Annotated in this window: 19 protein-coding genes, 1 pseudogene and 1 riboswitch; of the genes and pseudogenes, 9 read left to right on the forward strand and 11 right to left on the reverse strand. The window is 73.6% G+C overall.

Annotated elements, in window-relative coordinates:
* Window positions 1-327 precede the first annotated feature (327 nt).
* The gene (locus B082_RS0118535; protein WP_018553315.1) at window positions 328-1,434 is read right to left on the reverse strand and encodes an aminotransferase class V-fold PLP-dependent enzyme; all 1,107 of its coding nucleotides are present in this window, start codon (window positions 1,432-1,434) and stop codon (window positions 328-330) included.
* Window positions 1,435-1,570: 136 nt separating this feature from the next.
* Between B082_RS0118535 and B082_RS0118540 the strand changes: the two genes are divergently transcribed.
* Together B082_RS0118540 and B082_RS0118545 are read left to right on the forward strand one after the other, a co-directional pair.
* Window positions 1,571-2,671: an amidohydrolase family protein gene (locus B082_RS0118540; protein WP_063831062.1), complete on the forward strand. Its 1,101-nt coding sequence runs from the start codon at window positions 1,571-1,573 to the stop codon at window positions 2,669-2,671.
* 322 nt (window positions 2,672-2,993) lie between these two features.
* Window positions 2,994-4,115 carry an SCO1860 family LAETG-anchored protein gene (locus B082_RS0118545; protein ID WP_018553317.1) on the forward strand — a complete coding sequence of 374 codons (1,122 nt, stop codon included), beginning with the start codon at window positions 2,994-2,996 and terminating at the stop codon, window positions 4,113-4,115.
* A gap of 439 nt (window positions 4,116-4,554) precedes the next feature.
* On the opposite strand, the pseudogene cobC reads toward B082_RS0118545, so the two are convergent.
* Window positions 4,555-6,101, reverse strand: a pseudogene (gene cobC, locus B082_RS0118550) (Rv2231c family pyridoxal phosphate-dependent protein CobC).
* Between the two features lie 114 nt (window positions 6,102-6,215).
* Here cobC and B082_RS0118560 point away from each other — a divergent pair.
* Window positions 6,216-6,938, forward strand: coding sequence for a ZIP family metal transporter (locus B082_RS0118560; protein WP_018553320.1), 723 nt, complete (start codon window positions 6,216-6,218; stop codon window positions 6,936-6,938).
* A gap of 5 nt (window positions 6,939-6,943) precedes the next feature.
* On the opposite strand, the gene B082_RS0118565 is transcribed toward B082_RS0118560, so the two are convergent.
* From B082_RS0118565 to B082_RS0118595, 7 genes are all read right to left on the reverse strand, one after another.
* On the reverse strand, window positions 6,944-8,455 hold the full coding sequence (locus B082_RS0118565; RefSeq protein WP_018553321.1) for a cobyrinate a,c-diamide synthase: 1,512 nt from the start codon (window positions 8,453-8,455) through the stop codon (window positions 6,944-6,946).
* Window positions 8,449-9,048: a cob(I)yrinic acid a,c-diamide adenosyltransferase gene (cobO, locus tag B082_RS0118570; protein ID WP_018553322.1), complete on the reverse strand. Its 600-nt coding sequence runs from the start codon at window positions 9,046-9,048 to the stop codon at window positions 8,449-8,451. The genes B082_RS0118565 and cobO overlap by 7 nt, the downstream gene beginning before the upstream one ends.
* The gene (locus B082_RS0118575; protein ID WP_018553323.1) at window positions 9,048-11,099 is read right to left on the reverse strand and encodes a putative cobaltochelatase; all 2,052 of its coding nucleotides are present in this window, start codon (window positions 11,097-11,099) and stop codon (window positions 9,048-9,050) included. The genes cobO and B082_RS0118575 overlap by 1 nt, the downstream gene beginning before the upstream one ends.
* The gene (locus B082_RS0118580) at window positions 11,096-12,658 is read right to left on the reverse strand and encodes a cobyric acid synthase (protein WP_018553324.1); all 1,563 of its coding nucleotides are present in this window, start codon (window positions 12,656-12,658) and stop codon (window positions 11,096-11,098) included. The genes B082_RS0118575 and B082_RS0118580 overlap by 4 nt, the downstream gene beginning before the upstream one ends.
* Window positions 12,655-13,668, reverse strand: coding sequence for a cobalamin biosynthesis protein (locus B082_RS0118585; RefSeq protein WP_018553325.1), 1,014 nt, complete (start codon window positions 13,666-13,668; stop codon window positions 12,655-12,657). Before B082_RS0118585 ends, B082_RS0118580 begins: the two co-directional genes overlap by 4 nt.
* A gap of 143 nt (window positions 13,669-13,811) precedes the next feature.
* Window positions 13,812-13,943: riboswitch (cobalamin riboswitch) on the reverse strand.
* Between the two features lie 148 nt (window positions 13,944-14,091).
* Window positions 14,092-14,325 (reverse strand): hypothetical protein, encoded by a 234-nt coding sequence (locus B082_RS0118590; protein ID WP_018553326.1) that lies wholly within the window; start codon window positions 14,323-14,325, stop codon window positions 14,092-14,094.
* 50 nt (window positions 14,326-14,375) lie between these two features.
* Complete coding sequence (locus B082_RS0118595; protein WP_018553327.1) at window positions 14,376-15,647, reverse strand: inorganic phosphate transporter; 1,272 nt, start codon at window positions 15,645-15,647, stop codon at window positions 14,376-14,378.
* A gap of 132 nt (window positions 15,648-15,779) precedes the next feature.
* Here B082_RS0118595 and B082_RS0118600 point away from each other — a divergent pair, with 132 nt between their 5' ends.
* The 3 genes from B082_RS0118600 to B082_RS0118610 all read left to right on the forward strand — a co-directional run bounded on the left by B082_RS0118600 (window position 15,780) and on the right by B082_RS0118610 (window position 19,136).
* On the forward strand, window positions 15,780-16,439 hold the full coding sequence (locus B082_RS0118600; RefSeq protein ID WP_018553328.1) for a class II aldolase/adducin family protein: 660 nt from the start codon (window positions 15,780-15,782) through the stop codon (window positions 16,437-16,439).
* Between the two features lie 72 nt (window positions 16,440-16,511).
* The gene (locus tag B082_RS0118605) at window positions 16,512-17,639 is read left to right on the forward strand and encodes an alpha/beta hydrolase (RefSeq protein ID WP_018553329.1); all 1,128 of its coding nucleotides are present in this window, start codon (window positions 16,512-16,514) and stop codon (window positions 17,637-17,639) included.
* Window positions 17,640-17,825: 186 nt separating this feature from the next.
* A complete protein-coding gene (locus B082_RS0118610) occupies window positions 17,826-19,136 on the forward strand; it encodes a hypothetical protein (RefSeq protein WP_018553330.1) in 1,311 nt (436 codons plus the stop codon).
* Window positions 19,137-19,170: 34 nt separating this feature from the next.
* On the opposite strand, the gene B082_RS0118615 is transcribed toward B082_RS0118610, so the two are convergent.
* Window positions 19,171-19,584 carry a VOC family protein gene (locus tag B082_RS0118615; protein ID WP_018553331.1) on the reverse strand — a complete coding sequence of 138 codons (414 nt, stop codon included), beginning with the start codon at window positions 19,582-19,584 and terminating at the stop codon, window positions 19,171-19,173.
* A 285-nt stretch (window positions 19,585-19,869) separates the two neighbouring features.
* On the opposite strand from B082_RS0118615, the gene B082_RS0118620 reads away from it, so the two are divergent.
* The 3 genes from B082_RS0118620 to B082_RS0118630 all read left to right on the forward strand — a co-directional run bounded on the left by B082_RS0118620 (window position 19,870) and on the right by B082_RS0118630 (window position 22,953).
* Window positions 19,870-21,468, forward strand: coding sequence for an ABC-F family ATP-binding cassette domain-containing protein (locus B082_RS0118620; RefSeq protein ID WP_018553332.1), 1,599 nt, complete (start codon window positions 19,870-19,872; stop codon window positions 21,466-21,468).
* 319 nt (window positions 21,469-21,787) lie between these two features.
* Window positions 21,788-22,009 (forward strand): helix-turn-helix domain-containing protein, encoded by a 222-nt coding sequence (locus tag B082_RS0118625; protein ID WP_018518904.1) that lies wholly within the window; start codon window positions 21,788-21,790, stop codon window positions 22,007-22,009.
* 152 nt (window positions 22,010-22,161) lie between these two features.
* Window positions 22,162-22,953 (forward strand): enoyl-CoA hydratase/isomerase family protein, encoded by a 792-nt coding sequence (locus B082_RS0118630; protein ID WP_018553333.1) that lies wholly within the window; start codon window positions 22,162-22,164, stop codon window positions 22,951-22,953.
* 45 nt (window positions 22,954-22,998) lie between these two features.
* On the opposite strand, the gene B082_RS0118635 is transcribed toward B082_RS0118630, so the two are convergent.
* Window positions 22,999-23,709 (reverse strand): hypothetical protein, encoded by a 711-nt coding sequence (locus B082_RS0118635; protein ID WP_026249931.1) that lies wholly within the window; start codon window positions 23,707-23,709, stop codon window positions 22,999-23,001.
* Between the last annotated feature and the right edge of the window lie 78 nt (window positions 23,710-23,787).

Below are 23,787 nucleotides of genomic sequence, written 5' to 3' on the forward strand. Positions count from 1 at the left end.
GCGGTCATGGCAATTGAATTTACCCAGCAAATTTCGAAATTGCATCGACGTCAGGGGTTGGGCGGGAAGCTTCTCTGTGTTATCAGGCGGGTGCGCGCACCAGCGCGAATCGCTTCCGCTTCCTCCCGTTTTGACCCTCATTTATCGGGCAAATCGCCGTGTGTGTGGAGTCGGTCACAAGCTCATAACTCTCTCCACACACAACCGAAATGCGCCCCACGAGTCCCTCTGGAACTGGGGTGTTTAGCCTCGGGGAAAGCGGGCAGAAGAATGCGGGGAGCTGCTCTGAATAAGGCAGCTCCCCGCATTTATGGATGACGTCGCGATTTATGCGCTGGGCCAGGTTTCCGAAACGGCCTTCCGGGCAGCTTCCAGATCGACCCGCCGGCCGGCGTCGGCCAGCGCCGCCCCCAGAGCCGCGAGCGAGGACAGCACCGCGCCCCGCGTCGCATCCACCCCGTAGTGATTGACCCGGATCATCTCCTTGGACAGCGCCCCGCCGCCCGCGATCAGCGGCAGCGAGGGCTCACCCGCGAGCGCCCGCGCGACCAGCTCCGATCCATCGACACCCTCGGGCGTGCGCAAGGTCGTCGCCACCGGGGCCGCGTCCCGTGCCTCGTGCACGTACGGGGTCAGACCGCCGCCCAGTGCCAGTGCCCCGGCCCGGGTGGCCGCGGCGGCCGCCGCGTGACGGGCCATCAGCGCGTCCTTGCCCTCCGCCTCGATCCGCTCCACACACGCCTCCAGGGCCAGCATCTCCAGCTGCGCCGGGGCGTGCGGCAGCGCCTTGCGGCCCCCGTCGATCCAGCGTTCCTTCCAGTCGAGCAGCGACAGGTAGGAGCGGCGGGGGGCCTGCGGGTTGGCGGCGATCCGCTCCCAGGCCCGCGCGCTCACCGACACCGTCGACACCCCGGCGGGACCGCCCATCGCCTTCTGCGCGCCGATCACGCACAGGTCCACGCCCCAGACGTCCGGCAGCAGCGGCTCGGCGCCCACCGAAGCCACGGCGTCCAGCATGAACAGCGCTCCGTGCGCCCGTACGACCTCGCCGATCTCCGCGACCGGATTGGTGTTCCCGGTCGCCGCCTCGGCGTGGACCAGCGAGACGAAGTCGATCTCCGGGTGCGCGGCCAGCGCGTCGGCGACCTGCGCGGCGGTGACGGCCGTGTGGAACGGCACCTCCAGGTCGACCACCTCGGCCCCGCAGTCGCGCAGCCAGTTGCCGAAGGTCTGCCCGTAGGGGCCGGTCACCACGTTCAGCGCCGTCGAACCGGGGCGGGCGCCGCCCCTGATGCAGCCTTCGAGGGGGAGCAGCGCCTCGCCCTGCATGATGACGACGTCCTGCTCGGTGGCCAGCAGACCGGCCACCCGCCGCTCGATCGCCGCGAAGTGCGCGGCCGTCAGCGGGGCGAGGTCGAGGAAGGGGTGCGTCACGGCGGTGCTCTCTTCGCGTTCGGATCACTGGACGCCCGGCCTGCGGGCCGGGCCTGCTCCGAGAGTACCCAGCGCCCGCCGCCCGGCCCCGGCCCGTCCGTGGGGGCCGGCCCCGGCCCCTCGTACAGTGCTGTCCATGAGTGATCACGAGGCGCCACGGGTGCTGCATGTGAAGGGGCGGGTGCTCATCGGGCCCGATGAGGTCAGGGACGAGCTGTGGGCGGTCGGCGGCCGTGTCACCTTCGAGCGGCCGCCCGGGGCGGACGACGCGCTCGTCGTCACCGGCTGGGCACTGCCCGGCCTGGTCGACGCCCACTGCCACGTCGGCCTCGACCACCACGGCGCCGTCGACACGGCGACCACCGAGCGGCAGGCGCTGGACGACCGGGAGGCCGGCGCGCTGCTCCTGCGCGACGCGGGCTCGCCCGCCGACACACGGTGGATCGACGACCGCGAGGACCTGCCCAAGATCATCAGGGCCGGCCGCCACATCGCCAGGCCCCGCCGCTACACCCGTAACTACGCCTACGAGATCGAGCCCGACGAACTCGTGGCGTACGTCGCCCAGGAGGCGCGCCGGGGCGACGGCTGGGTCAAGCTCGTCGGCGACTGGATCGACCGAGAGGTGGGTGACCTGACCGCCTGCTGGCCGCGCGAGGCGGTCGAGGCGGCCATCGCCGAGGCCCACCGGCTGGGCGCCCGGGTCACCGCGCACTGTTTCGCCGAGGACTCGCTGCGTGACCTAGTGGAGGCCGGCATCGACTGCGTGGAGCACGCCACGGGGCTGACCGAGGAGACCATTCCGCTCTTCGCGGAGCGCGGCGTGGCGATCGTCCCGACCCTGGTCAACATCGCCACCTTCCCCTCCCTGGCGATGGGCGGCGAGGCCAAGTTCCCGCGCTGGTCCGCCCATATGCGCAGGCTGCACGAACGCCGCTACGACACCGTGCGCGCCGCCTACGACGCCGGGGTGCCGGTGTTCGTCGGCACCGACGCGGGCGGGGTGCTGGCGCACGGGCTGGTGGCCGACGAGGTCGCGGAGCTGGTCAAGGCGGGCATCCCGCCCCTCCAGGCGCTGTCGGCGACGACCTGGGGCGCCCGCGCGTGGCTCGGCAGGCCGGGCCTGGAGGAGGGGGCGCCGGCCGACCTCGTGGTGTACGACGAGGACCCCCGGGCCGATGTCCGCGTGCTGGCCGGGCCGCGCCGGGTGGTCCTGAACGGGCGCGTGATCGGCTGACGCGCGGGGTTGACCGGCCGTGACCCGGGGGTGGCCCGCTCGTTGAACCCCTTCCGCCCGCGCGGGAGGTGGTGGCCGTGCGCCGCTCGTGCGCGTCCCGAAACGCCGTGAAGCTCAGCGATACGGGTGAACGTGACACGTACACGTGCCGGAATATTCGAATACAGGGGCGGAAACCCCCCTTTGGAGTGAACTCACCTCAGGTGTCCGCCAGTTCACCCTCTGTGCGTAAAGATTCACGGAGTCGAGGCCACCGGTGCCCGCGATGTCCCCCATTGGACGGCGCCGGTGGCTCCATGTCTCTTGTGGGGGTTCCACCATCTTGAACAGCAACACCTTCCGCCTCGCCGCCCTGGCGGTCGCTGCGGCTCCCGTCGCCCTGCTGGTCACCGTTCCGGCTCACGCCGCCACCGCGACCACCGCCACGGCCGGCGGCGACGGGAAGGCGAGTGCGGTCGTGCTCCGCACCGCGCTCGACGTCTCCCTCCTGAACAAGACGGTCGACGTGCCGTTGAAGGCCACGCTCAACGAGGTCCAGGCTCCGCGCAGCGCCGAGCGGACCGCGCTCAGCGTGCGGCTCGACGGCGTGGACCAGGGAAGGCCGGTCGACATCCTGCGGGCCGACGTGGCCACCGCGAAGGCGACCGTCGACGAGCACCGCGCCGAGGGCTACAGCAACCTGGCGAAGGCGCGGGTCCACGTGCCCGGACTCGCCGCGCTTTCGCTGATCGAGGTGGAGAAGGTCACCTCCAAGGCGGTGTGCGAGGTGGGCGCCGAGCCGGTCGCCGAGTCCAATGTGCTCGGGCATGTCACGGTCCTCGGCAAGCGCGTCACGCTCACCGCGGGCGGCACCACGCGGGTCGCGGTGCCGGAGGTCGGCGATGTGACCCTCGACCTGTCGAAGGCGGAGACCACGTCACGCACGGCGGCGGCGGTGGCGCTCCGGCTGAAGGTCTCCGTCAACCCGCTCCACCTGAACGTCGCGGAGGTCGAGGGCGAGGTCACGCTCGCCGAGGCGACCTGCGAGACCCCGAAGCCGGGCCACGGTCACAGCGGGGGCGGTGGGAACGGCGGTGGCGACAACGGGGGCGGTGAGAACGGAGGCGGTGAGAACGGCGGTGGCGGCAACGGCGGTTCCCCCGGGGGTGGTTCGACCGACGGCGGCTCCGGGAACGGCGGTGCGACCGGGGGCGGCGACACCGGAAACGGAGGCTCCACGGGGGGCGGGGACACGGCCGGCGACACGGCCGGTGACACCGGGGGCGACGGTGGCGGCGACGTGAAGACCCAGACCGGCACGGACCGGGCGCCCGCCGCCGCGACCGGTGATCTCGCCGAGACGGGCAGCAGCTCCAGCACCCCGTACATCGCGGGCGGCGCGGCCCTTCTGCTGGCGGCCGGCGCCGGCGCGATGGTCGTAACCAGGCGCCGCGCGCGCGGCTGACGAAGCCGGGGGGAACGGGGGGCCGGGGAGGGGGACGGGAAGCGGGGGAGTGGGGGAGAGGAAAGCGGGGGTGGTGAGCGGTGCTCCGGACGCGGGGCACCGCTCACGCGTGTGTGCACCGACACGGTTACAGAGCGCTGCTCACTACAAGGGCTGGCGCTCCAGGAGTAGAGCACCGCTCACTACCCGTGCGCCGTCCCGCAAGCGGAGCACTGCTCACCACCTGGGCGCCGTCCCGCAAGCGGAGCACTGCTCACCACCTGGGCGCCGTCCCGCAAGCGGAGCACCGCTCACTACCCGGGCGCCGTCCCAGAAGCGGAGCACCGCTCACCACCCGGGCGCCGTCCCAGAAGCGGAGCACTGCTCATCACCTGGGCGCCGTCCCGCAAGCGGAGCACCGCTCACCACCCGGGCGCCGCCCACCCCGCAAGGCAGTCGGCTACCGCCCCGCCACTGTCAGTGCCTGGAGGGCCAGGTCGAGTGCCTGGAGGAAGCGATTCGTCGTCGTGCGGTCGCGCACCGCCAGCCGCAGCCACTCGGTGCCGAGCCCGGGAAACGTATCGCCGCGCCGGGCCGCGAAGCCCAGCATCCGCAGCCGTTCCCGTATCTCCGCGGCCCCTTCGAGGCGGACCAGTACGAACGGCCCCTCGGCCGGCTCCACCACCCGGATCTCGGAGAACTCCCGCAGGCCGGCGACCAGATGGGCCCGGTCGACCGCGATCCGGTCGGCCGCCGCTGATGCCTCGGCCAGCGCCCGGGGCTCCACGCACGCCTCCGCCGCAGCCAGCGCCGGGGACGAGACAGGCCACAGGGGCTGCGCCTCCTCCAGGGTGCGGATGGTCTCCGGCGCGGCCGCCACGTATCCGACGCGCAGCCCAGCGAGACCCCACGTCTTGGTGAGGCTGCGCAGGACGACGAGCCCCGGGACGTCCGTACGCCCGCACAGCGCCTCGCGCTCGCCCGGGACCGCGTCCATGAACGCCTCGTCGACCACCAGGGTCCGCCCGGGACGGGCCAGCCGCTCCAGGACGCCGACGGGATGCAGGACGGAGGTCGGGTTGGTCGGATTGCCGACGACGATCAGGTCCGCTTCGGCGGGCACGTCCGCCGGGTCCAGCCGGAAGCCGTCCTCGGGGCGCAGCAGCACCCGCCCCACGTCGTGCCCGGCCGCGCGCAGCGCCGCCTCCGGCTCGGTGAACTGCGGATGGACCACGTACGGCCGCCGGGCCGGCAGGGCGCGCGCGATCAGCACGAACGCCTCCGCCGCGCCGGCCGTCAACAGGAGCCGTTCGGGCGGCAGTCCGTGCCGCGCGGCGACCGCAGCGCGCGCCTGACGCCCGTCCGGGTACGCGGCGAGCGTGGCCAGCGAGGCGGCTATCCGCTCCTTCAGCCAGGCCGGCGGGGTACCGGCTCGTACGTTGACGGCGAGATCGGTCAGATCCCGGTCCTGTCCCCGTACTTCCGCGTCGCCGTGATGACGCAGATCGTGCGCGCCCGCGCCTGTCGCGTCGGGACTCTCAGTGGGAGTGTGCATGACCGCCATGGGGGGGTGGGTGTGGGGGTGATGGCCGTCGTCGGGGGTCAAGTCCGGCAGGACGACTATGCGCCCCGCACCGGGTTTCACGCAACGGTCCGGAGGGGCCGGCGCACGACCGCGCAGGTGGCCATGGGCGGGCGCCCGTCGCCGGGCGCCGACTTGCGTTTGGGGACGAGGAGTTGGCCGCCGCCGGCGAGTGCCGCGGCCTCGGCGACCGATCCGGTGCCGACGGCACAGAGCGGGGCGCCGGAGGGGTGCGGCACCTCGATGCGGGCCAGCACCTCGGCCGGGTGGGTACGCAGCGGGACGCCGAGCCGGGCGGCGGCGGCCACGAGCCCCGGTTCCCCGGCCTTCGCGTCGACGGTCGCCAACTCCACGACCTCGCGCGGCGAGAGACCCGCCGTGCGCAGGGCATCGAGGACCAGCCCGGTCACCTCGTCCTCGGACACACCCCGGGACGCGCCGACGCCGACGACGAGGCGGCCGGCCGCCGGGGCTCCCGCGACCGGCTCGGGCGGGCGGCTGAGATGCGGGGACCGGGGTGCATCGGCTAGCAAGAGCGCATGGCGGTGTTCGTCGCGCTCGGCGCGTTCCTGATGACCCTGGCCGGCGGCTGGGTCGCCCAGCGCGTCAGCGACCGCCGCCACCTGGTCCTCGGTTTCGCCGGCGGACTGATGCTCGGCGTGGTCGGCCTGGACCTGCTGCCGGAGGCGGTGGAGGCCGCGGGCGGCCTCGTCTTCGGCGTACCTGCGGCGCTGCTGCTGTTCGTGGGCGGATTCCTCGTCGCCCACCTGGTGGAGCGGCTGCTCGCGGTGCGCCAGGCGGCACACGGCGCGGCGGAGGAGCGGGTCCCGCAGGTCGGGCTGACGGCGGCGGCCGCGATGGTCGGCCACAGCCTGATGGACGGGGTGGCGCTCGGCGCGGCCTTCCAGGTCGGCGGCGGCATGGGGGCGGCGGTCGCCCTCGCCGTGATCACGCACGACTTCGCCGACGGCTTCAACACGTACACGATCACCAGCCTGTACGGGAACGCCCGCCGCAGGGCCCTGACGATGCTGTACGCGGACGCGGCGGCGCCCGTCGTCGGGGCGGCGACGACGCTTCTGTTCACCCTTCCGGAGGAACTCCTCGGCTGCTATCTCGGCTTCTTCGGCGGCGCCCTGCTCTACCTCGCCGCCGCCGAGATCCTGCCCGAGGCGCACCACGACCACCCGGCCCGCTCCACCCTGCTGTGCACGATGGCCGGAGTGGGCTTCATCTGGCTGGTGGTGGGCCTCGCCCAGTGACCGGCTCACCCCCGGCACCGCCCGACGAACCGCAGCGCCGCGCCGGGCGCCGAGGCCCAGTGGGTGTGCAGGTAGCTGGCGTGCACCCCCCGCCGGACGAACCCCTCCACGCGCCGCTCGGGCCGGTGCATGCCCCAGGCCGGATCCTCGCCCGCACCCGGTTCCAGCACGGAACGGTGGAACTCGTGCCCCCGCATCCGTGCCCCGGCCGGTGCCAGCACGTTGTCCACGAGCGCCACGGCGTCCCGGTAACCGAGCGTCAGCCGCTTCGACATCCGCGCCTCGGCGTCGAGGACCCCGCACATCGGCAGCCCGTCCAGCGACCGCGCCAGATACAGCAGCCCCGCGCACTCGGCGGCGACCGGCGCCCCAGATTCCGCCAGCTCCGCCACGGCCTTGCGCAACGGCTCGTTGGCCGACAGCTCGGGCGCGTACACCTCCGGAAACCCGCCCCCGATCACGAGCCCCCGGGTCCCCTCGGGCAACGCCTCGTCCCGCAACGGATCGAAGACCACGACCTCGGCCCCGGCGGCGGCAAGCAGTTCGGTGTTCTCGGCGTAGGAAAACGTGAAGGCGGCCCCACCGGCAACAGCGACGACAGGCGGCCCCGCCGGAGCCCCCACCAGCCCCTCCGGAGCCGGATCCAGCCCCCTCGGCGCCCGTTCCAGCCGCTCCGGCGCCCGCTCCGGCACCTCCGGCGTTCGAGGAGCGGGGTCCGGGGCGGAGCCCCGGTTACGGGCAGGGGCGGGGAGGGGAACAGCACCCCCACGGAAGGCGCCGCCCACCGCCTCGCCGGCCCCCCAGACCTCACCCGACAGGGGCCCGGCGGACCGCGCCAACGCCAACAGCCCCTCCAGATCGCACCCCGCAGCCACCTGCCCCGCCATCGCCGCGACAGCGGCCACCGCGTCGGCACGCCGCTCCGCCACCGGCACGAGCCCCAGGTGCCGCGAAGGCACCGACACCCCTTCGGCCCGCCGCAGCGCCCCCAGCACCGGCACCCCGGACTCCTCCAACGCCTCCCGGAGCAGCGCCTCGTGCCGGTCGGAGCCGACCTTGTTGAGGATCACCCCGCCGATCCGCACCCCGGTGTCCCACGAGGCGAAGCCGTGCACCAGGGCCGCCACCGACCGGGACTGCGAGGACGCGTCCACGACCAGTACCACCGGCGCCCGCAGCAGCTTCGCCACGTGCGCGGTCGAGGCCAGCTCGCCGAGGCCCGACGCCCCGTCGTACAGCCCCATCACGCCCTCGACGACGGCAAGCCCGCACCCCTGCGCCCCGTGGGCGAACAGCGGTGCGATCAGATCGGGCCCGCACATGTACGCGTCGAGATTGCGGCCCGGCCGGCCGGTGGCCAGGGTGTGGAAGCCGGGGTCGATGTAGTCGGGGCCCACCTTGTGCCCGGACACGGCGATCCCGCGCGCGGCGAACGCGGCCATCAGCCCCGTCGCGACGGTGGTCTTGCCGCTGCCCGACGAGGGAGCGGCGATGACCAGGCGTGGCACATTCACCACTCGATGCCCCTCTGGCCCTTCTGCCCGGCGTCCATCGGGTGCTTGACCTTCGACATGTCCGTCACCAGGTCCGCGGCATCGAGCAGCGCGGCGGGCGCGTTGCGGCCGGTGATCACCACGTGCTGGTTGCCGGGCCGGTCGCGCAGCACCCGGACGACCTCGTCGGTGTCGATCCACCCCCAGTGCAGCGGGTAGGCGAACTCGTCGAGCACGTACAGCCGGTACGTCTCGGCGGCCAGGTCGCGCTTGACCTGTTCCCAGCCCTCGCGGGCCTTCGTCTCGTTGTCCTGCTGGTCGTCGCGCTGGACCCAGGACCAGCCCTCGCCCATCTTGTGCCAGTCGACGGACCCGCCCTCGTCGCCGGCGCCGAGCACCTTCAGGGCGTTCTCCTCGCCGACCTTCCACTTCGCCGACTTCACGAACTGGAAGACGCCGATGGGCCAGCCCTGATTCCAGGCGCGCAGCGCGAGCCCGAAGGCCGCCGTCGACTTCCCCTTGCCGATGCCGGTGTGCACCATCAGCAGCGGGCGGTTGCGCCGCTGCCGGGTGGTGAGTCCGTCGTCCGGCACGCTCTCCGGCTGTCCCTGCGGCATTACGCGGCCCTCCTGTCGCTGTTCCCGGGGCCCGCGCCCCGGACGTCCTTGACGAGCCCGGCGATCGATTCGGCGCGCAGCTCGTCGAGCGTGACGGCGGTGCCGCCCAGCTCGCCCGCGAGGCTCGCCGCGAGCCCGAGCCGCACAGGGCCCGACTCGCAGTCCACGACGACCGACGCCGTGCCCTCGGCCGCGTGCAGCCGGGCGGCCCGCGCCGCCAGCGCCACCGGGTCGGGCCCGCCGGTCGCCCGCCCGTCCGTCACCACGACCAGCAGCGCCCGCCTCGACGGGTCGCGCAGCCGTTCCACCCGCAGCACGTCATGGGCCTTCAGCAGCCCGGCGGCCACCGGGGTCCGCCCGCCGGTCGGCAGCGTCTCCAGCCGGGCGGCCGCCGCGTCCACGGACGAGGTCGGCGGCAGCGCCAGCTCGGCGTCCCGGCCCCGGAAGGTGATCAGCCCGACCTTGTCGCGCCGCTGGTAGGCGTCCATCAGCAGGGACAGCACCGCGCCCTTCACGGCGCCCATCCGCTGCCGGGCGGCCATCGAACCGGACGCGTCCACGACGAACAGCACGAGGTTGCCCTCGCGCCCCTCCCGCGTCGCCTGCCGCAGATCGTCCCGCCGCACCACGAGCCCCCGCCCGGACCGGCCCCTGGCCCGCTGGTGCGGGGCGGCGGCCCGCACGGTCGCGGCCAGATGCAGCTTGGTCAGCGCGCCCCGCGGCCGCCGCGCACCGGTCGTCCGCCCGTGCTCGGTGCGCGCCCGGGACCGCCGCCCCGCCGCGCCCTCGCCGAGACCGGGCACGCTCAGCATCTTCGTACGGAACGGCTCACCGGCCCGTACGGGCTGCTGCTCGCCTCCCTGGCCCGGCACCGAGGGAGCGGGGCCGGGCGGCTCGGCTTCGGGCCGGCCGGGCGTGTCGTCGGCGCTCTCCGCGGGCGGGGGCGGCGTGTCGGGGCCGTCCCCCCGCGGCGGCAGGCCACCGCCGCCTCCGTCGCCACCGCCGTCACCGGGCCCGTCCGGCTCCGGGTCCTCGTCCCCGCCGCCGTTCTCCTCCAGCGTGTCGTCCAGCTTGTCCTCGTCGAGCCCCGGCGCGTCGAACGGATTGCGCCGGCGCCTGTGCGGGAGCGCGAGCAGTGCCGCCTGCCGGACGTCCTCGGCGAGCACATCGGTGCGGCCCGCCCACGCGGCCAGCGCGGTGGCGGTCCTGGCCATCACGATGTCGGCACGCATCCCGTCGACCTCGAAGGCCGCGCAGGTCGCCGCGATCTGCCGCAACGCCTGGTCACCGAGCCGGACTTCGGGCAGCAGGGCCCGCGCGGCCACGATCCGGGCCCGCAACTGGGCCTCCTCGTCGGCCCAGCGCGCCGCGAAGGCCGCCGGGTCGTCCTCGTACGCGAGGCGCCGCCGCACCACCTCCACCCGCTGGTCGGTCTCCCGGGACGCGGCGACCTCGACGGTCAGCCCGAACCGGTCGAGCAACTGCGGGCGCAGTTCGCCCTCTTCGGGGTTCATCGTCCCGACGAGCAGGAACCGCGCCGCATGCCGTACGGAGACACCTTCGCGCTCCACGTACGAGGCGCCCATCGCGGCCGCGTCCAGCAGCAGGTCGACCAGGTGGTCGTGGAGGAGGTTGACCTCGTCCACGTACAGGATTCCGCGGTGGGCGTCGGCGAGCAGCCCCGGTTCGAAGGCCTTCACGCCCTCCGAGAGCGCCCGTTCGATGTCGAGCGCCCCTACGAGCCGGTCCTCGGACGCGCCGACGGGCAGCTCCACGGTCCGCGCCGGCCGCGACACGCCGGAGACGTCCTCGTGGGGTCCGTCCGGACACGCCGGGTCGGGTGAAACGGGGTCGCAGGAGAACCGGCAGCCGGGGACGACGGAGACCTGGGGCATCAGCGCCGCCAGCGCGCGCACGGCGGTCGACTTGGCGGTGCCCTTCTCGCCGCGCACGAGGACTCCGCCCACCGCGGGGCTCACCGCGTTGAGCAGCAGACCGAGCCGCAGATCGTCCTGCCCGACGATGGCGGTGAACGGGTAAGGCGTACTCATATGCACTCCTTGGCGGGGGTTGCGGGTGCCGCGGGCGCGCCCGGCGGGATGAACGGAAGCCCGGCCGGCGCGCCCGACTCGATGAGCCGCCACAGCGCGTCGGTGTCGGCGTGTTCCTCGATCAGGTCGCCCAGGCGGTCGAGCTGTTCCTCGCGCAGCGCGGCGAAGCAGGTGTCCGGGGCGGGCACGAAGCGGCGGCCGGTGAGCCGGGCGGTCTCGGTCAGGAACCGGCGGCGGAACGCGTCGCTCTCCAGCGAGCCGTGCCAGTGGGTGCCCCACACGGCCCCGGAGCGGCAGCCGTCCAGCGGTGTGCCCCGCCCGTCCGTGAGGAACGGTTCGCCGCCGCGCACATCGGCGACGCCGTGGTGGATCTCGTACCCCTCGACCGGTGCGCCGAGCGCCTCACCGGCCGGCCGGGCGAGGGTCTTCTCGCGGTCGAACCGCACGCGTACGGGCAGCAGGCCCAGCGCGTCGACCTGCCCGGCGCGCGACTCCACCTCGTCCTCGATGTGCTCGCCGAGGATCTGGTAGCCGCCGCAGATGCCGAGCACCGGGCGGCCTTCGGCGGCGCGCCGCCGCAGCGCGTCGGCGAGGCCCCGCTCGCGCAGCCAGGCGAGCGCCTTCACGGTGCCCCGGGTGCCGGGCACGATGACGAGGTCGGCGTCGGCCAGCTCCTCGGCCCGGTCCACGAACCGCACGACGACGCCCGGTTCGGCGGCCAGCGCGTCCACATCGGTGAAGTTGGACATCAGCGGCACCGCGCACACGGCGACGCGCAGGATGTCCTCGCCGTGCGGCGGGGCGACGGCCGACTCGCGCACGGTGCCGCGCAGCGAGACCCTGAGGCCGTCCTCCTCGTCGATGCCGAGCCCGTGCGCGAAGGGCAGCACCCCGTAGGTGGGGCGGCCCGTCAGATCGCGCAGCATGTCGAGGCCCGGTTCGAGCAGCGAGACGTCGCCGCGGAACTTGTTGACCAGATAGCCCGCGATCAGCTCCTGGTCCTCGGGCGCCAGCAGCGCGGTCGTCCCGAAGAACGAGGCGAAGACCCCGCCGCGGTCGATGTCACCGACGACCACCACCGGGAAGCGCGCCGCCCGTGCGATGCCCATGTTCACGATGTCCGTGCGCCGCAGGTTGATCTCGGCCGGACTGCCCGCCCCCTCGCAGATCACCGCGTCGTACGTGCCCCGGAGCTGCTCCAGGCAGTCGACGACGGTGGACAGGAGCTTCTCCTGCCGGCCGCCGTGGTAGCCGCGGGCGCTCATCTCACCGACGGGCCGCCCCATCAGGACGACCTGGCTGGAGCGGTCGCCGCCGGGCTTGAGGAGGACCGGGTTCATCAGGGCGGTCGGCTCCACCCGGGCGGCCTGGGCCTGCATCGCCTGGGCGCGCCCGATCTCGGCGCCCTCGCGGGTGACGAAGGAGTTCAGCGACATGTTCTGCGCCTTGAACGGGGCGACCTTCACGCCCCGGCGCACCAGCCAGCGGCAGATCCCGGCAGTGACGACGCTCTTGCCCGCGTCCGACGTGGTCCCGGCGACCAGCAGTCCACCGCTCATCCCGCTCTCCGTCCAGAAGTCCGTCCGGGCGCGTGGGGACCTGGGACCCGCCCCGCTCCCGAGATCCGTCGCGCGACCGCCCCCGCGCCCAGCCGGGCCGCCACGCTGACCCCGAGGGCCAGCACGCTCACCCGGCGCGAGAGGCGCACGGCGCGCTCGATGTCGCCGGTCTCCACCGCGCGGCCGGAACCGCCGTTGAGCACCGGCCGGTGTTCGATCCGCCCGCCGTAGGCGAGGGTGCCGCCGAGCCGTACGCCGAGCGCGCCGGCGAACGAGGCCTCCACCGGGCCCGCGTTGGGGCTGGGGTGCCGGGCCGCGTCCGCCCGCCAGGCGCGTACCGCTTCGCGCGGCCGGCCCCCGGCGGCCACGGCGAGCAGGGCCGTCAGCCGGGCGCCCGGCCAGCCCGCGAGGTCGTCCAGCCGGGCCGATGCCCAGCCGTAACGCCGGTAGCGGGGCGACTTGTGGCCGACCATCGCGTCCAGCGTGTTGGCGGCGCGGAAGCCGACGAGCCCGGGGACGCCGCCCAGGGCGCCCCACACCAGGGCGCCGACCACGGCGTCGGAGGTGTTCTCGGCGACGGACTCCACGACGGCGCGGGCGATCTGCGGGGCGTCCAGGGACTGCGGGTCGCGCCCGCACAGATGGGGCAGCCGCTCCCGGGCCAGCTCGACATCGCCCGCCGCGAGGGCCGCGCCGATGGACCGCGCCTCGCGCCCCAGCGAGGTACCGCCGACGACGGACCAGGTGGCGGCGGCGGTCAGGGCGACGGACGCGGCGGGTTGGCGGCGCAGGGCGCGGGCGGCCAGCGCGGCGCTCCCGGCGGCGCCTCCGGCGCAGAGCAGGGTGTGCAGTGCGCCCCAGCCCCGGTGGTCGCGCCAGAGCCGGTGTTCGACGCCTGCCGCGGCCCGCCCGAAGGCGGCGACCGGGTGCCCCCTGCGGGGGTCACCGAGCAGCAGATCGCCGATCAGACCGGCCGTGGCGCCGTACGCGTAGATGCGATCGGCACGCACGGTTCAGCCGGCCGTCACGCCTCGGAGGACCTTCGTACGGGCAGCCGCCCGCGGGGGCGGCGGGGGAACGGTCGCACGGCAGCCGGGCATGGCGATATGTCCTCACTCAGGGTCCGCGCCCTGGTTCGACGTGACGGCGGCGAGAGTCTCCTGGCTTCCGGATCGGCGGTTTCCCCGGTCTTCCAGTCCGCCTCGGCGGGCCGTGACGTGCGGTGGTGGGGACCGCTCCCCGGTGACAGTGGCGGGACCGCGCCGGATTCGCACCGGCTTCCTCTGCTGTCGCCGTAATGGCTCCGGCAGTCCACCACGCCCCGCGAACGCCCGTCAACTTGCTGTTGACCTGCGGCGGCGCAGTGTGCGCAGACGCACATCGGGCCGGAAGCGCACGAGGTGCGTCCGGCCCGATGCGAGGGGGAGGAGGTGTCAGGCGACGATCAGATAGATGCCGTACACGACCGCCGCCGCGCACAGCCCGAAGCAGACGTACGCGCCGGCGCGGGCCAGCAGGAGCGAGGTGCCCGCCCGGCCGCCCCGCGCGGCCGGCTCGGGCTGCTTGGAGAGGCCGACGATGCCGAGGGTGAAGAGGCCCACCAGAGCGACGGTGGTGACGAGGGAGACGCCGAAGACGGTTCCCAGGGCTGCCCAGTCGATGTTCATGCGGAGTGTCCTTACCGAGTACCGGAGTACCGGGATGAGTGCCGGGTCGCTCAGACCGTGGCGGGCCGGGGAGGATCGGCGACGGGTGCCGCGGGGGCCGGGATGGTGGCGGTGAGGTCGTGGGCCTGGGCGGCGATGGTGGGCGGCGGGCTGACGGCCGCGATGGCGGTGGTGACGACGCCCGCGGGTTCGGCCGCGATCCCGTCCCCGGAACCGGGCGCGACATCGCCGTGGCCGACGGGCTTACGGCGGGAGAGCACCCAGATCGTGCCGGAGCCGGCGACCAGCAGGGCCGCGACGACCACGACGCCCCAGGTGCCCTGCTTCGTGAGGAACTCCGCGCCCGCGCCGACCAGTCCCGCGGCCGGCAGGGTCAGTCCCCAGGCGATGAACATCCGGGTGGCGGTGGACCAGCGGACCACGCCTCCCTTGCGGCCGAGGCCCGCGCCCATCACGGCGCCGGAGCAGGACTGGGTGGTGGAGAGGGAGAAGCCGAGGTGCGAGGAGGCCAGGATGACGGTGGCCGCGCCGGTCTGGGCGGCGAAGCCCTGCGGCGGCTTCAGCTCGGTCAGGCCGCTGCCCATGGTGCGGATGATGCGCCAGCCGCCCAGGTAGGTGCCCATCGCGATGGCCAGGCCGGCGCTGACGATGACCCAGACCGGCGGGTTGGAGCCGGGGGAGAGGACGCCGCCGGTGACGAGGGCCAGGGTGATGATGCCCATCGTCTTCTGCGCGTCATTGGTGCCGTGGGCGAGCGAGACGAGCCCGGCCGACGCGATCTGGCCGGCCCGGTAGCCCTTGGCGGTCGCCTTCTCCTGGGCGTCGTTCCGGATCTTCCCGCCGATCCGGTACGTCAGCCGGGTGGCCAGCAGCGCGGCCAGGCCGGCCACGATCGGGGCGGCGACTGCGGGCAGCAGCACCTTGGTGACGACGGTGCCGCCGTTGACCGACGACCAGCCGGCGGACATCACCGCGGCGCCGATGAGGCCGCCGAACAGTGCGTGGGAGGAGCTGGACGGGAGCCCGACCAGCCAGGTCAGAAGATTCCACAGGATGGCGCCGACGAGCGCCGCGAAGATGACCTCGGTTCTGAGGCCGTTCTCATTGACGATCCCGCCGGAGATCGTCTTGGCGACCTCCACGGACAGGAACGCGCCGACCAGATTGAGAACGGCGGACATCGCGACCGCCGTCTTGGGTTTGAGTGCGCCGGTCGAGATGGTGGTGGCCATCGCGTTGGCGGTGTCGTGGAAACCGTTCGTGAAATCGAACACTAGAGCTGTCACGATCACTATCGCGAGCAGCAGCGTGATGTGTTCCATTTACCCAGGCAATCGTTCGACGTCATTGGCACGTGGAACGTAGGCAACTTGAGTGAACGGAAGATGAACTGAGCAGGGCGTTGCGGTGACCCCATCCGGAGCGGGCCGCTCATCCATCGAAAGGATCTTCGTATGAGTGACCGGGACGCGATCGCGCAGGCATGGGAAGCGGTCGTCGCCACGGCCCGCAGAACGGCGGCCGAAGGGCTGGTCGTCGGGACCTCCGGAAACGTCTCCGCGCGGGTCGGTGACACCGTGCTCGTCACTCCCAGCGGAGTGGCCTACGAACGGCTCCGCCCCGAGGACGCGGTCGGCGTCGATCCGGAAGGCAACCAGATACTCGGCGAACTTGCCCCCACCAGCGAACTCCCCCTCCACCTCGCCGTCTACCGGAACACCGGGGCGACCGCCGTCGTGCACACCCACGCGGTGCACGCCACCGCCGTCTCCACACTCGTCACCGAGGTCCCCACCGTCCACTACGCCGCGGCCGTCCTCGGCGGCACCGTCCGGGTCGCGCCCTACGCCAGATACGGCACCGCCGAACTGGCCGAGAACATGCTCACCGCCCTGCGCGACCGCACCGGCTGCCTGCTCGCCAACCACGGCACGGTCACCTACGGCGCCACACTCGACGAGGCGTACGACCGCACCGCCCAGCTCGAATGGCTCTGCCGCGTCTGGCTCACCGCCGGCTCCGTCCCCGGCCGCTCCCCGGCCCTGCTCACACCGGACCAGCTGGACGAGGTGGTGGAGGCGCTCAAGGGGTACGGGCAGCGCCGACGGGGTTGAGTCCGCACCCGTCCGGCCACCGGACGGCCCTGTCCACTGGCATCGTGCCGCCCCGGCCCCGAGACTGATGGCGTGCGCCCGGTAACAGCGACGGCACTGGCCGTCACCACACTCATCGGCGCCGGAGCGGCAGCGGTCGCGGTCGGCCGGTTCGCCGGCGACCGCGCCCTCAGGACACCGCCCGGACGCCCCCTGCCCGCCGACCGTGAACTCACCGTGCACGCGACAGCGGCCGGACAGATCACCCTGACCCGGTCGCTCACCTCGCTGCGCCCCGGCGTCTACGGGCTGACCGGCAAGGACGTCCACGCCGTCGTCGGCCCCGTGATCGACCGCGCCCACCAGGCCGCCGACACCGTCGTACGCCGGCTGGAACGCGTCGACCACGGCATCCTGGCGCCCGGCGACAAGGTCCGCATGACGCCCCAGGTCTACACCGGTGACCCGGAGACCGCGCTCGGCCTCGCCTTCCGCGAGGTGGAGATCCCCGGCGAACTCGGCGCACTGCCCGCCTGGTACGTACCGGCCCCCCGCTCCACCTGGGTCATCATCGTGCACGGCATCGGCGCCACCCGCGAACAACCCCTCAACATCATGGGCTTCCTGCACGGACAGCAGCTGCCCGTGCTCAACCTCGCCCACCGCGGCGACCCGGGCGCGCCCCGCTCCCCGGACGGCCGCGGCCACCTCGGCGAGTCCGAGTGGCGCGACCTGGACGCCGCCATCCGCTTCGCCGTCCGCAACGGCGCCGAGCAGGTCGTCCTGCACGGTTGGTCCACCGGCGCCTCCATGGCCCTGCACGCCTGCGTCGGCTCCGCGCTCCGGGACCGGATCTGCGGCCTCGTCCTCGACTCCCCGGTGCTGGACTGGGCCACCACCCTGCGCAGCCTGGCCTCAGCCCGCGGCGTCCCCGCCGCCCTGCTGCCGCTCGCCGTGCGCGCCGCCCAGGGACAGACCGGGCTGCACGGGGCCAGGCTCCTGGACACCACCCTGCCCGCGACCCTGCACACCCCGACGCTGATCTTCCACGGTCCCGACGACACGCTGGCCCCCTGGCTGCACTCCCGCCGGCTCGCCGCCCGCCGCCCCGAACTGATCGCGCTGCACACCGTGGCCGGGGCTCCGCATGCGTCGATGTGGAACGCCGACCCGGCCCACTACGAAGAGACCTTGCGCCGCTTCCTCACGCCCCTGATGTGAGGTGATGCGCCGCTTCGGCCGATTGGTCCCGGCCGGAGCGCGCTGCCTGCGGACACCGGTGCACCGGGTTCCGTTTGGGCTTTCGGGCCGACAGGGGCAAGACTGCTCCCCGTGACGTCCCGTACCCCGCGCGACTCCAGGCTGCGACTTGTCCGCCCGCGACCCCTCGCCACCGCTCGCAAGGCCGTGACGACCCGGCGCACCAGGCCCGCGCCGCGCCCGCCCGAGGGCACACCGCCCCGGGCGGAACTGGCCCGCCAGGCCAGGAAGGCCCTCGCCGACGCCGTGCGGATCGCCCGCTGGGCGGCCGACGGGGCGGGACCCGGCGGCCCGCCGCTGGCCGCCCAGGCCCTGGAGCACGCGGCCGCCGCGCTGGAACTGTCCCCGGCCCAGGTGCGCTCGGGCTGGGACCGGGCCCGCCTGGCCGGCCTGGTGGAACTGCACGGCGACACCGCACGGCCCGGCTGGCGGCTGCGCGCCTGGGACCGGGACGACTCCGCGGTGCTCCGCGGCTGGGTCGCCCTCTTCGACGCCTGGTCGCTCGTCCACCCCGCGCCCCGGGACATCGAGTCCACCGCCGTCGCCGAGGCCGTCGAGGCCGTGCCCCAGGTGCTCTCGCTGCTCCAGCTCTCGGCGGGGCCGGTCACCGTGCCCGCCCTGCTCGACCTCCTCGGCCAGCGCGTCGCGGAACTCCACGAGGAGCGCTGCGAGGTGCCGTACGGCCCCCAGCCGCTGCCCGCCCCCGCCGAACCCGCGCCCACCGCCCACTCCCCGGAGCTCGTCGCCCTCCTGCTGGACTGGGCCCTGGAAGGGCTGGCCGCCGTCGGGGCGCTCACGCTCGGCGCCGGGCAGGCCACCCTGACGCCGCTCGGCAACTGGGCGGTCTGGGTCAAGCTGGAGCAGATCTGCGTCGCCGCCCAGAGCCCCGCGGGCAACATCGAGCAGGCCGCCGCCGACATGCTGCTCGGCTGCGCCCGCCTCACCCCCGGACCCGCCCGTGCCGAATACCGGGCCTGGCTGGCCGCCCGCCCGGTCGGCAGCGCCGTCGCCGAACTGCTCGGCGTCGCACGGGGCGAGGACGCGCTGCTGCGCGGACTCGCCTTCGAGGCGCTCCGCGTCGTCGGCGCCCCCGCCGAACCCGAGGTCCGGGCCGTGGCCACCGACCCGTCGCTGCGCCCCTACGCCCTGCTCTGGCTCGCCGAGTACGACGGAGCGGACCCGGAGGACGCGCAGGAGGTCCTCAGCCGCGAGGAGGCCACCTGGCTCTGGGTCGACACCGCCGCGGCCGTCGCCGACCACGGGGAGACGGGGCTCCTGGTGCGCCACCTCGACACGGCCGTGCAGGGCACCGTCCCTGCCCTGCTGGACGAGGTCCGGGCCGTCGGCCACCCGCGCACCGTCCAGGTGCTCGTCGCGCTGGCCGCGGCGCACCCCGACCCGGCGCTCGCCAAAGCGGTCCGCAAAGCGGCGTTCCAGGTGCACACCGGGGGAGCCTGACCGCGCCGCCCGTCCCTCCGGCCCGGGGGCGGGCTCAGCCCGCCGCCCCCGGGGCGTACGTCCCGAAGCTCCACACGTTGCCCTCCGCGTCGCGCGCCATGTAGTCCCGGGAGCCGTAGTCCTGGTCGGTGGGCGGCATCAGGATCTCCACCCCGTGCTCCACGGCCCGCGCGTGGTGTGCGTCGACCTCGTCGACCACCACGTAGACGCCGGCCGGGCCCGCTCCCGCCATCGCCTTGGCGAAGACCCCCTCGCGGCCCCGCGAGCCCAGCATCACCCTGCCGTTGCCGCAGGACAGCTCCGCGTGCGCCACCGAGCCGTCCTCGCCCTCGTACACCGCTTCCTCGGTGAAGCCGAAGGCTTCGGTCAGCGTCCTGATCGCGGCCTTCGCGTCGTCGTAGAGGATCGTCGGATACACCGTCGCCACGCCTGTTCCCGCGTCCGCCATCGTGATCGGCCCCTTTCCGTACGCCTGTGCTCCGGGCCGCCGGAGCGCCCGGTTGTGATCTGTATCTCAGTCTGGCACCGGGCACTGACAACGTCGCCCCGGCACCGGGGCCCGGGGGTGAGCGTCGGGCGGCCCGGCCGCCCGGAGCACGCGGAAAAGTCGTTGGACACCGCCAGTAGACTGGTCCCCATGGCAATTCTCCTTGTGCGTGTGCGTGAGTAACGGCGTCGAGTCGTGAACCGCTAGCCGTTCCTCCGCCGTCCATTCCGCCCTGGAGTTCTTCCCGTGATCACCGCTTCCGGCATCGAGCTGCGCGTCGGCGCCCGCCTGCTCATCGAATCCGCCACCTTCCGCATCGCCAAGGGCGACCGCATCGGCCTCGTCGGCCGCAACGGGGCGGGCAAGACCACCCTCACCAAGTGCCTCGCGGGCGAGGGCACCCCCGCCGCCGGCACCATCAGCCGCTCCGGCGAGGTCGGCTACCTCCCGCAGGACCCGCGCACCGGCGACCTCGACGTGCTGGCCAGGGACCGGGTCCTGTCCGCCCGCGGCCTCGACGAGATCCTGCGCAGGATGCGGGAGAACGAGGACCGGATGGCGAACGGCAAGGGCGCCACCCGCGAGAAGGCGATGAAGAAGTACGAGCGCCTGGAGACGGAGTTCCTCACCAAGGGCGGGTACGCCGCCGAGGCCGAGGCCGCCACCATCGCCGCCGCGCTCAGCCTGCCCGACCGTGTGCTCGGCCAGCCGCTGCACACCCTCTCGGGCGGTCAGCGCCGCCGCGTGGAGCTGGCCCGCATCCTCTTCTCGGACGCCGACACCCTGCTCCTGGACGAGCCCACCAACCACCTCGACGCGGACTCCATCGTCTGGCTGCGCGACTACCTCAGGAACTACCGCGGCGGCTTCATCGTGATCTCCCACGACGAAGAACTGGTCGAGACGGTCGTCAACAAGGTCTTCTACCTCGACGCCAACCGCTCGCAGATCGACGTCTACAACATGGGCTGGAAGCTCTACCAGCAGCAGCGCGAGGCCGATGAGAAGCGCCGCAAGCGCGAGCGGCAGAACGCCGAGAAGAAGGCCGCGACCCTCAACGCGCAGGCCGACAAGATGCGCGCCAAGGCCACCAAGACCGTCGCCGCGCAGAACATGGCCAAGCGCGCCGACCGGCTGCTGTCCGGCCTGGAGAGCGTCCGGGTCGCCGACAAGGTCGCCAAGCTGCGCTTCCCCGACCCCTCGCCGTGCGGCAAGACGCCCCTGATGGCGGAGGGCCTGTCCAAGTCCTACGGGTCGCTGGAGATCTTCACCGACGTCGACCTCGCGATCGACAAGGGCTCCCGCGTCGTCATCCTCGGCCTCAACGGCGCCGGCAAGACGACCCTGCTCCGGCTCCTCGGCGGCGCCGAACAGCCCAACACCGGCCGGATCATCCAGGGCCACGGGCTCAAGCTCGGCTACTACGCCCAGGAGCACGAGACCCTGGACCCCGACCGCACCGTCCTGGAGAACATGCGCTCCGCCGCGCCCGACCTCGACCTGGTCGCGGTCCGCAAGACGCTCGGCTCGTTCCTCTTCTCCGGTGACGACGTGGACAAGCCCGCCGGCGTGCTCTCCGGCGGTGAGAAGACCCGGCTGGCCCTGGCGACCCTGGTGGTCTCGTCGGCCAACGTCCTCCTGCTCGACGAGCCCACCAACAACCTCGACCCGGCCAGCCGCGAGGAGATCCTCGGCGCGCTGCGCACGTACAAGGGCGCGGTCGTCCTCGTCACGCACGACGAGGGAGCCGTCGAGGCCCTCCAGCCCGAGCGGATCATCCTGCTCCCGGACGGGATCGAGGACCTGTGGGGTGCGGACTACCGGGACCTGGTCGCACTGGCCTGATCCCCCGCACTGGATCATTCGGCCTACACGTGATCCATCATCTGCGTGAGTACGTCTCGTACCTCGGCGCGGCGCCCGGCAGATAGCTGCCGGGCGCAGTCATTTCGGCGGTCCTTCCCTTGCGGCCCCTGACCTGGACGTTCCTTCGGAGCGGCGCCCAGGAGGGCTTCCGCGGCCCGGTGGAATTCTGGATTCCGGTCGCTCCGGCGCGCTGCCGGGGCGTGAATCCGGTCGCAGAGACCTTGCCGAATGGGTGGCCAGGAAGCGCCCGAGGGGTGATCATGAGAGTCCAGAGCGCACTTCCCATGAGGAGGCACGGGTGGCCGAGACTCTGAAGAAGGGCAGCCGGGTGACCGGCGCCGCGCGCGACAAGCTCGCGGCAGACCTGAAGAAGAAGTACGACTCCGGTGCGAGCATCCGGGCGCTGGCCGAGGAAACGGGCCGCTCCTACGGATTCGTCCACCGGATGCTCAGCGAGTCCGGAGTGACGCTGCGCGGACGCGGCGGCGCTACACGAGGCAAGAAGGCCGCGACGGCCTGACGGCCGGCCGCGGTCCGGGGTGCGTCCCAGGACGGCTCCGGGGGCTCACCGGTTCCGGGTGCCGCCACCCGGTCGACCGTATGGTCGATCAGGTGGTTACTGTTCAGTCACTTAGCTCCACGTGCTGACTGCACCCGATCCGGAGGCTCCCCATGACCTCGCTCGACTCCGTGCTCGACAAGGATGGCGTACGACTCACCGTCGATGACGCGATAGCCACGGTGACCCTCACCAACCCGGCCAAGCGCAACGCTCAGTCCCCCGCTCTGTGGCGGGCGTTGACCGAGGCCGGACGGGCCCTGCCCGGCAGTGTGCGGGTCGTCGTGCTGCGCGGCGAAGGCGTGTCGTTCTCCGCCGGGCTCGACCGCCAGGCGTTCACCCCCGAGGGATTCGACGGCGAGCCGTCCTTCCTCGACATGGGGCGCGGCCCGGAGGCCGAGCTCGACGCGCTGATCGCCGGGTACCAGGAGGCGTTCACCTGGTGGCGCCGCAACGACCTCGTGTCGATCGCGGCCGTCCAGGGCCACGCCATCGGCGCGGGCTTCCAGCTCGCCCTCTCCTGCGACCTGCGCATCGTCGCCGACGACGTGCAGTTCGCCATGCGCGAGACGAGCCTCGGGCTGGTGCCCGACCTCACCGGCACGCACCCCCTCGTCCACCTCGTGGGCTACGCGCGCGCGCTCGAAATCTGCGCCACCGGCCGCTACGTCCACGCCGCCGAGGCCGAGCGCACCGGCCTGGCCAACCTCGTCGTGCCCGCCGCCGAGCTCGAAGGCGCCGCCCGCGACCTGGCCGGCGCCCTGCTGGCCGCCCCGCGCGACGCCGTCATCGAGACCAAGGCGCTGCTGGGCGGGGCCGTCTCGCGCACGTACGACGAGCAGCGCGCCGCCGAGCGGGCCGCGCAGGGCCGCCGGCTCCGCGACCTGGCGGGTGCCCTCGACTGAGACATGTCCCGGGAGCACCGGCCGGCCGGACGCGGTACGCCTCCGTCAGCCGGCCGGGTCCTCCCCGGTCACCGCCGTGACCAGCACCGCGACCGGCGGGCGCCCCTCGACCGCGTCCGCCACCGCCTCCCGTACCGCCAGCGCCACGTCGAGCGCCCGGTGACCGCTCTGCGTCGCCAGCTCGACCCGTACCTGATCCGCACCCGTGTGCACCGCGTCGCCCAGCACACCGGTCAACGCCGCCACACCGCTCACCCCTTCGGCCGCACGCCCCGCCGCGTCTTCCGCAGGCGCCGGGCGCACCTCCACGGGCTCCGGTTCGACCCGTTCGGCCGAGGCGTCGAGCAGGCCGGTCACCCGCAGGTCCACCTCGGCGACCACCAGACCGAGCCGCCGCGCGGCAGCCGAGAGAAGGGCCGCGCGCAGTGCGTCGGCGGCTGCGGGCAGGGGCTGGTCGGCCGTCGCGGTCATCGTCGCCTCGATTCGTAGAGGACCCGGCGGCAGCGCGCTCGGGGGTGGGGGCACCTGGGCGGCGGGCGCCGATTCCGGGTCGGCCACGGAGATCCGCAGCTCACCGATGACCGGTCCGGGCGCCGGACCGCTCACCGCCTGCCGCAGCACCGCGGCGGCGGCCCGCTCCGAGATCCAGGCGCCGTCCGCCGGACCGCCCAGAGGGAGCAGCCGGCCCAGAGAGAGCCGTTGCCGTACCGCAGCCGTCCACGCATGGGCCCTGTTCGGGCTGTCAGCCGTCGTCATGGCCACCAGACTGCCGCATCCACGGCGCGAGTCGGGGCAAGCGCACTTAATGTGTGCAAGGAAGTCAAACCTCCTCCG

It is taken from the genome of Streptomyces sp. ATexAB-D23 (genome assembly GCF_000373645.1).
Lineage (GTDB): Bacteria > Actinomycetota > Actinomycetes > Streptomycetales > Streptomycetaceae > Streptomyces > Streptomyces castrisilvae.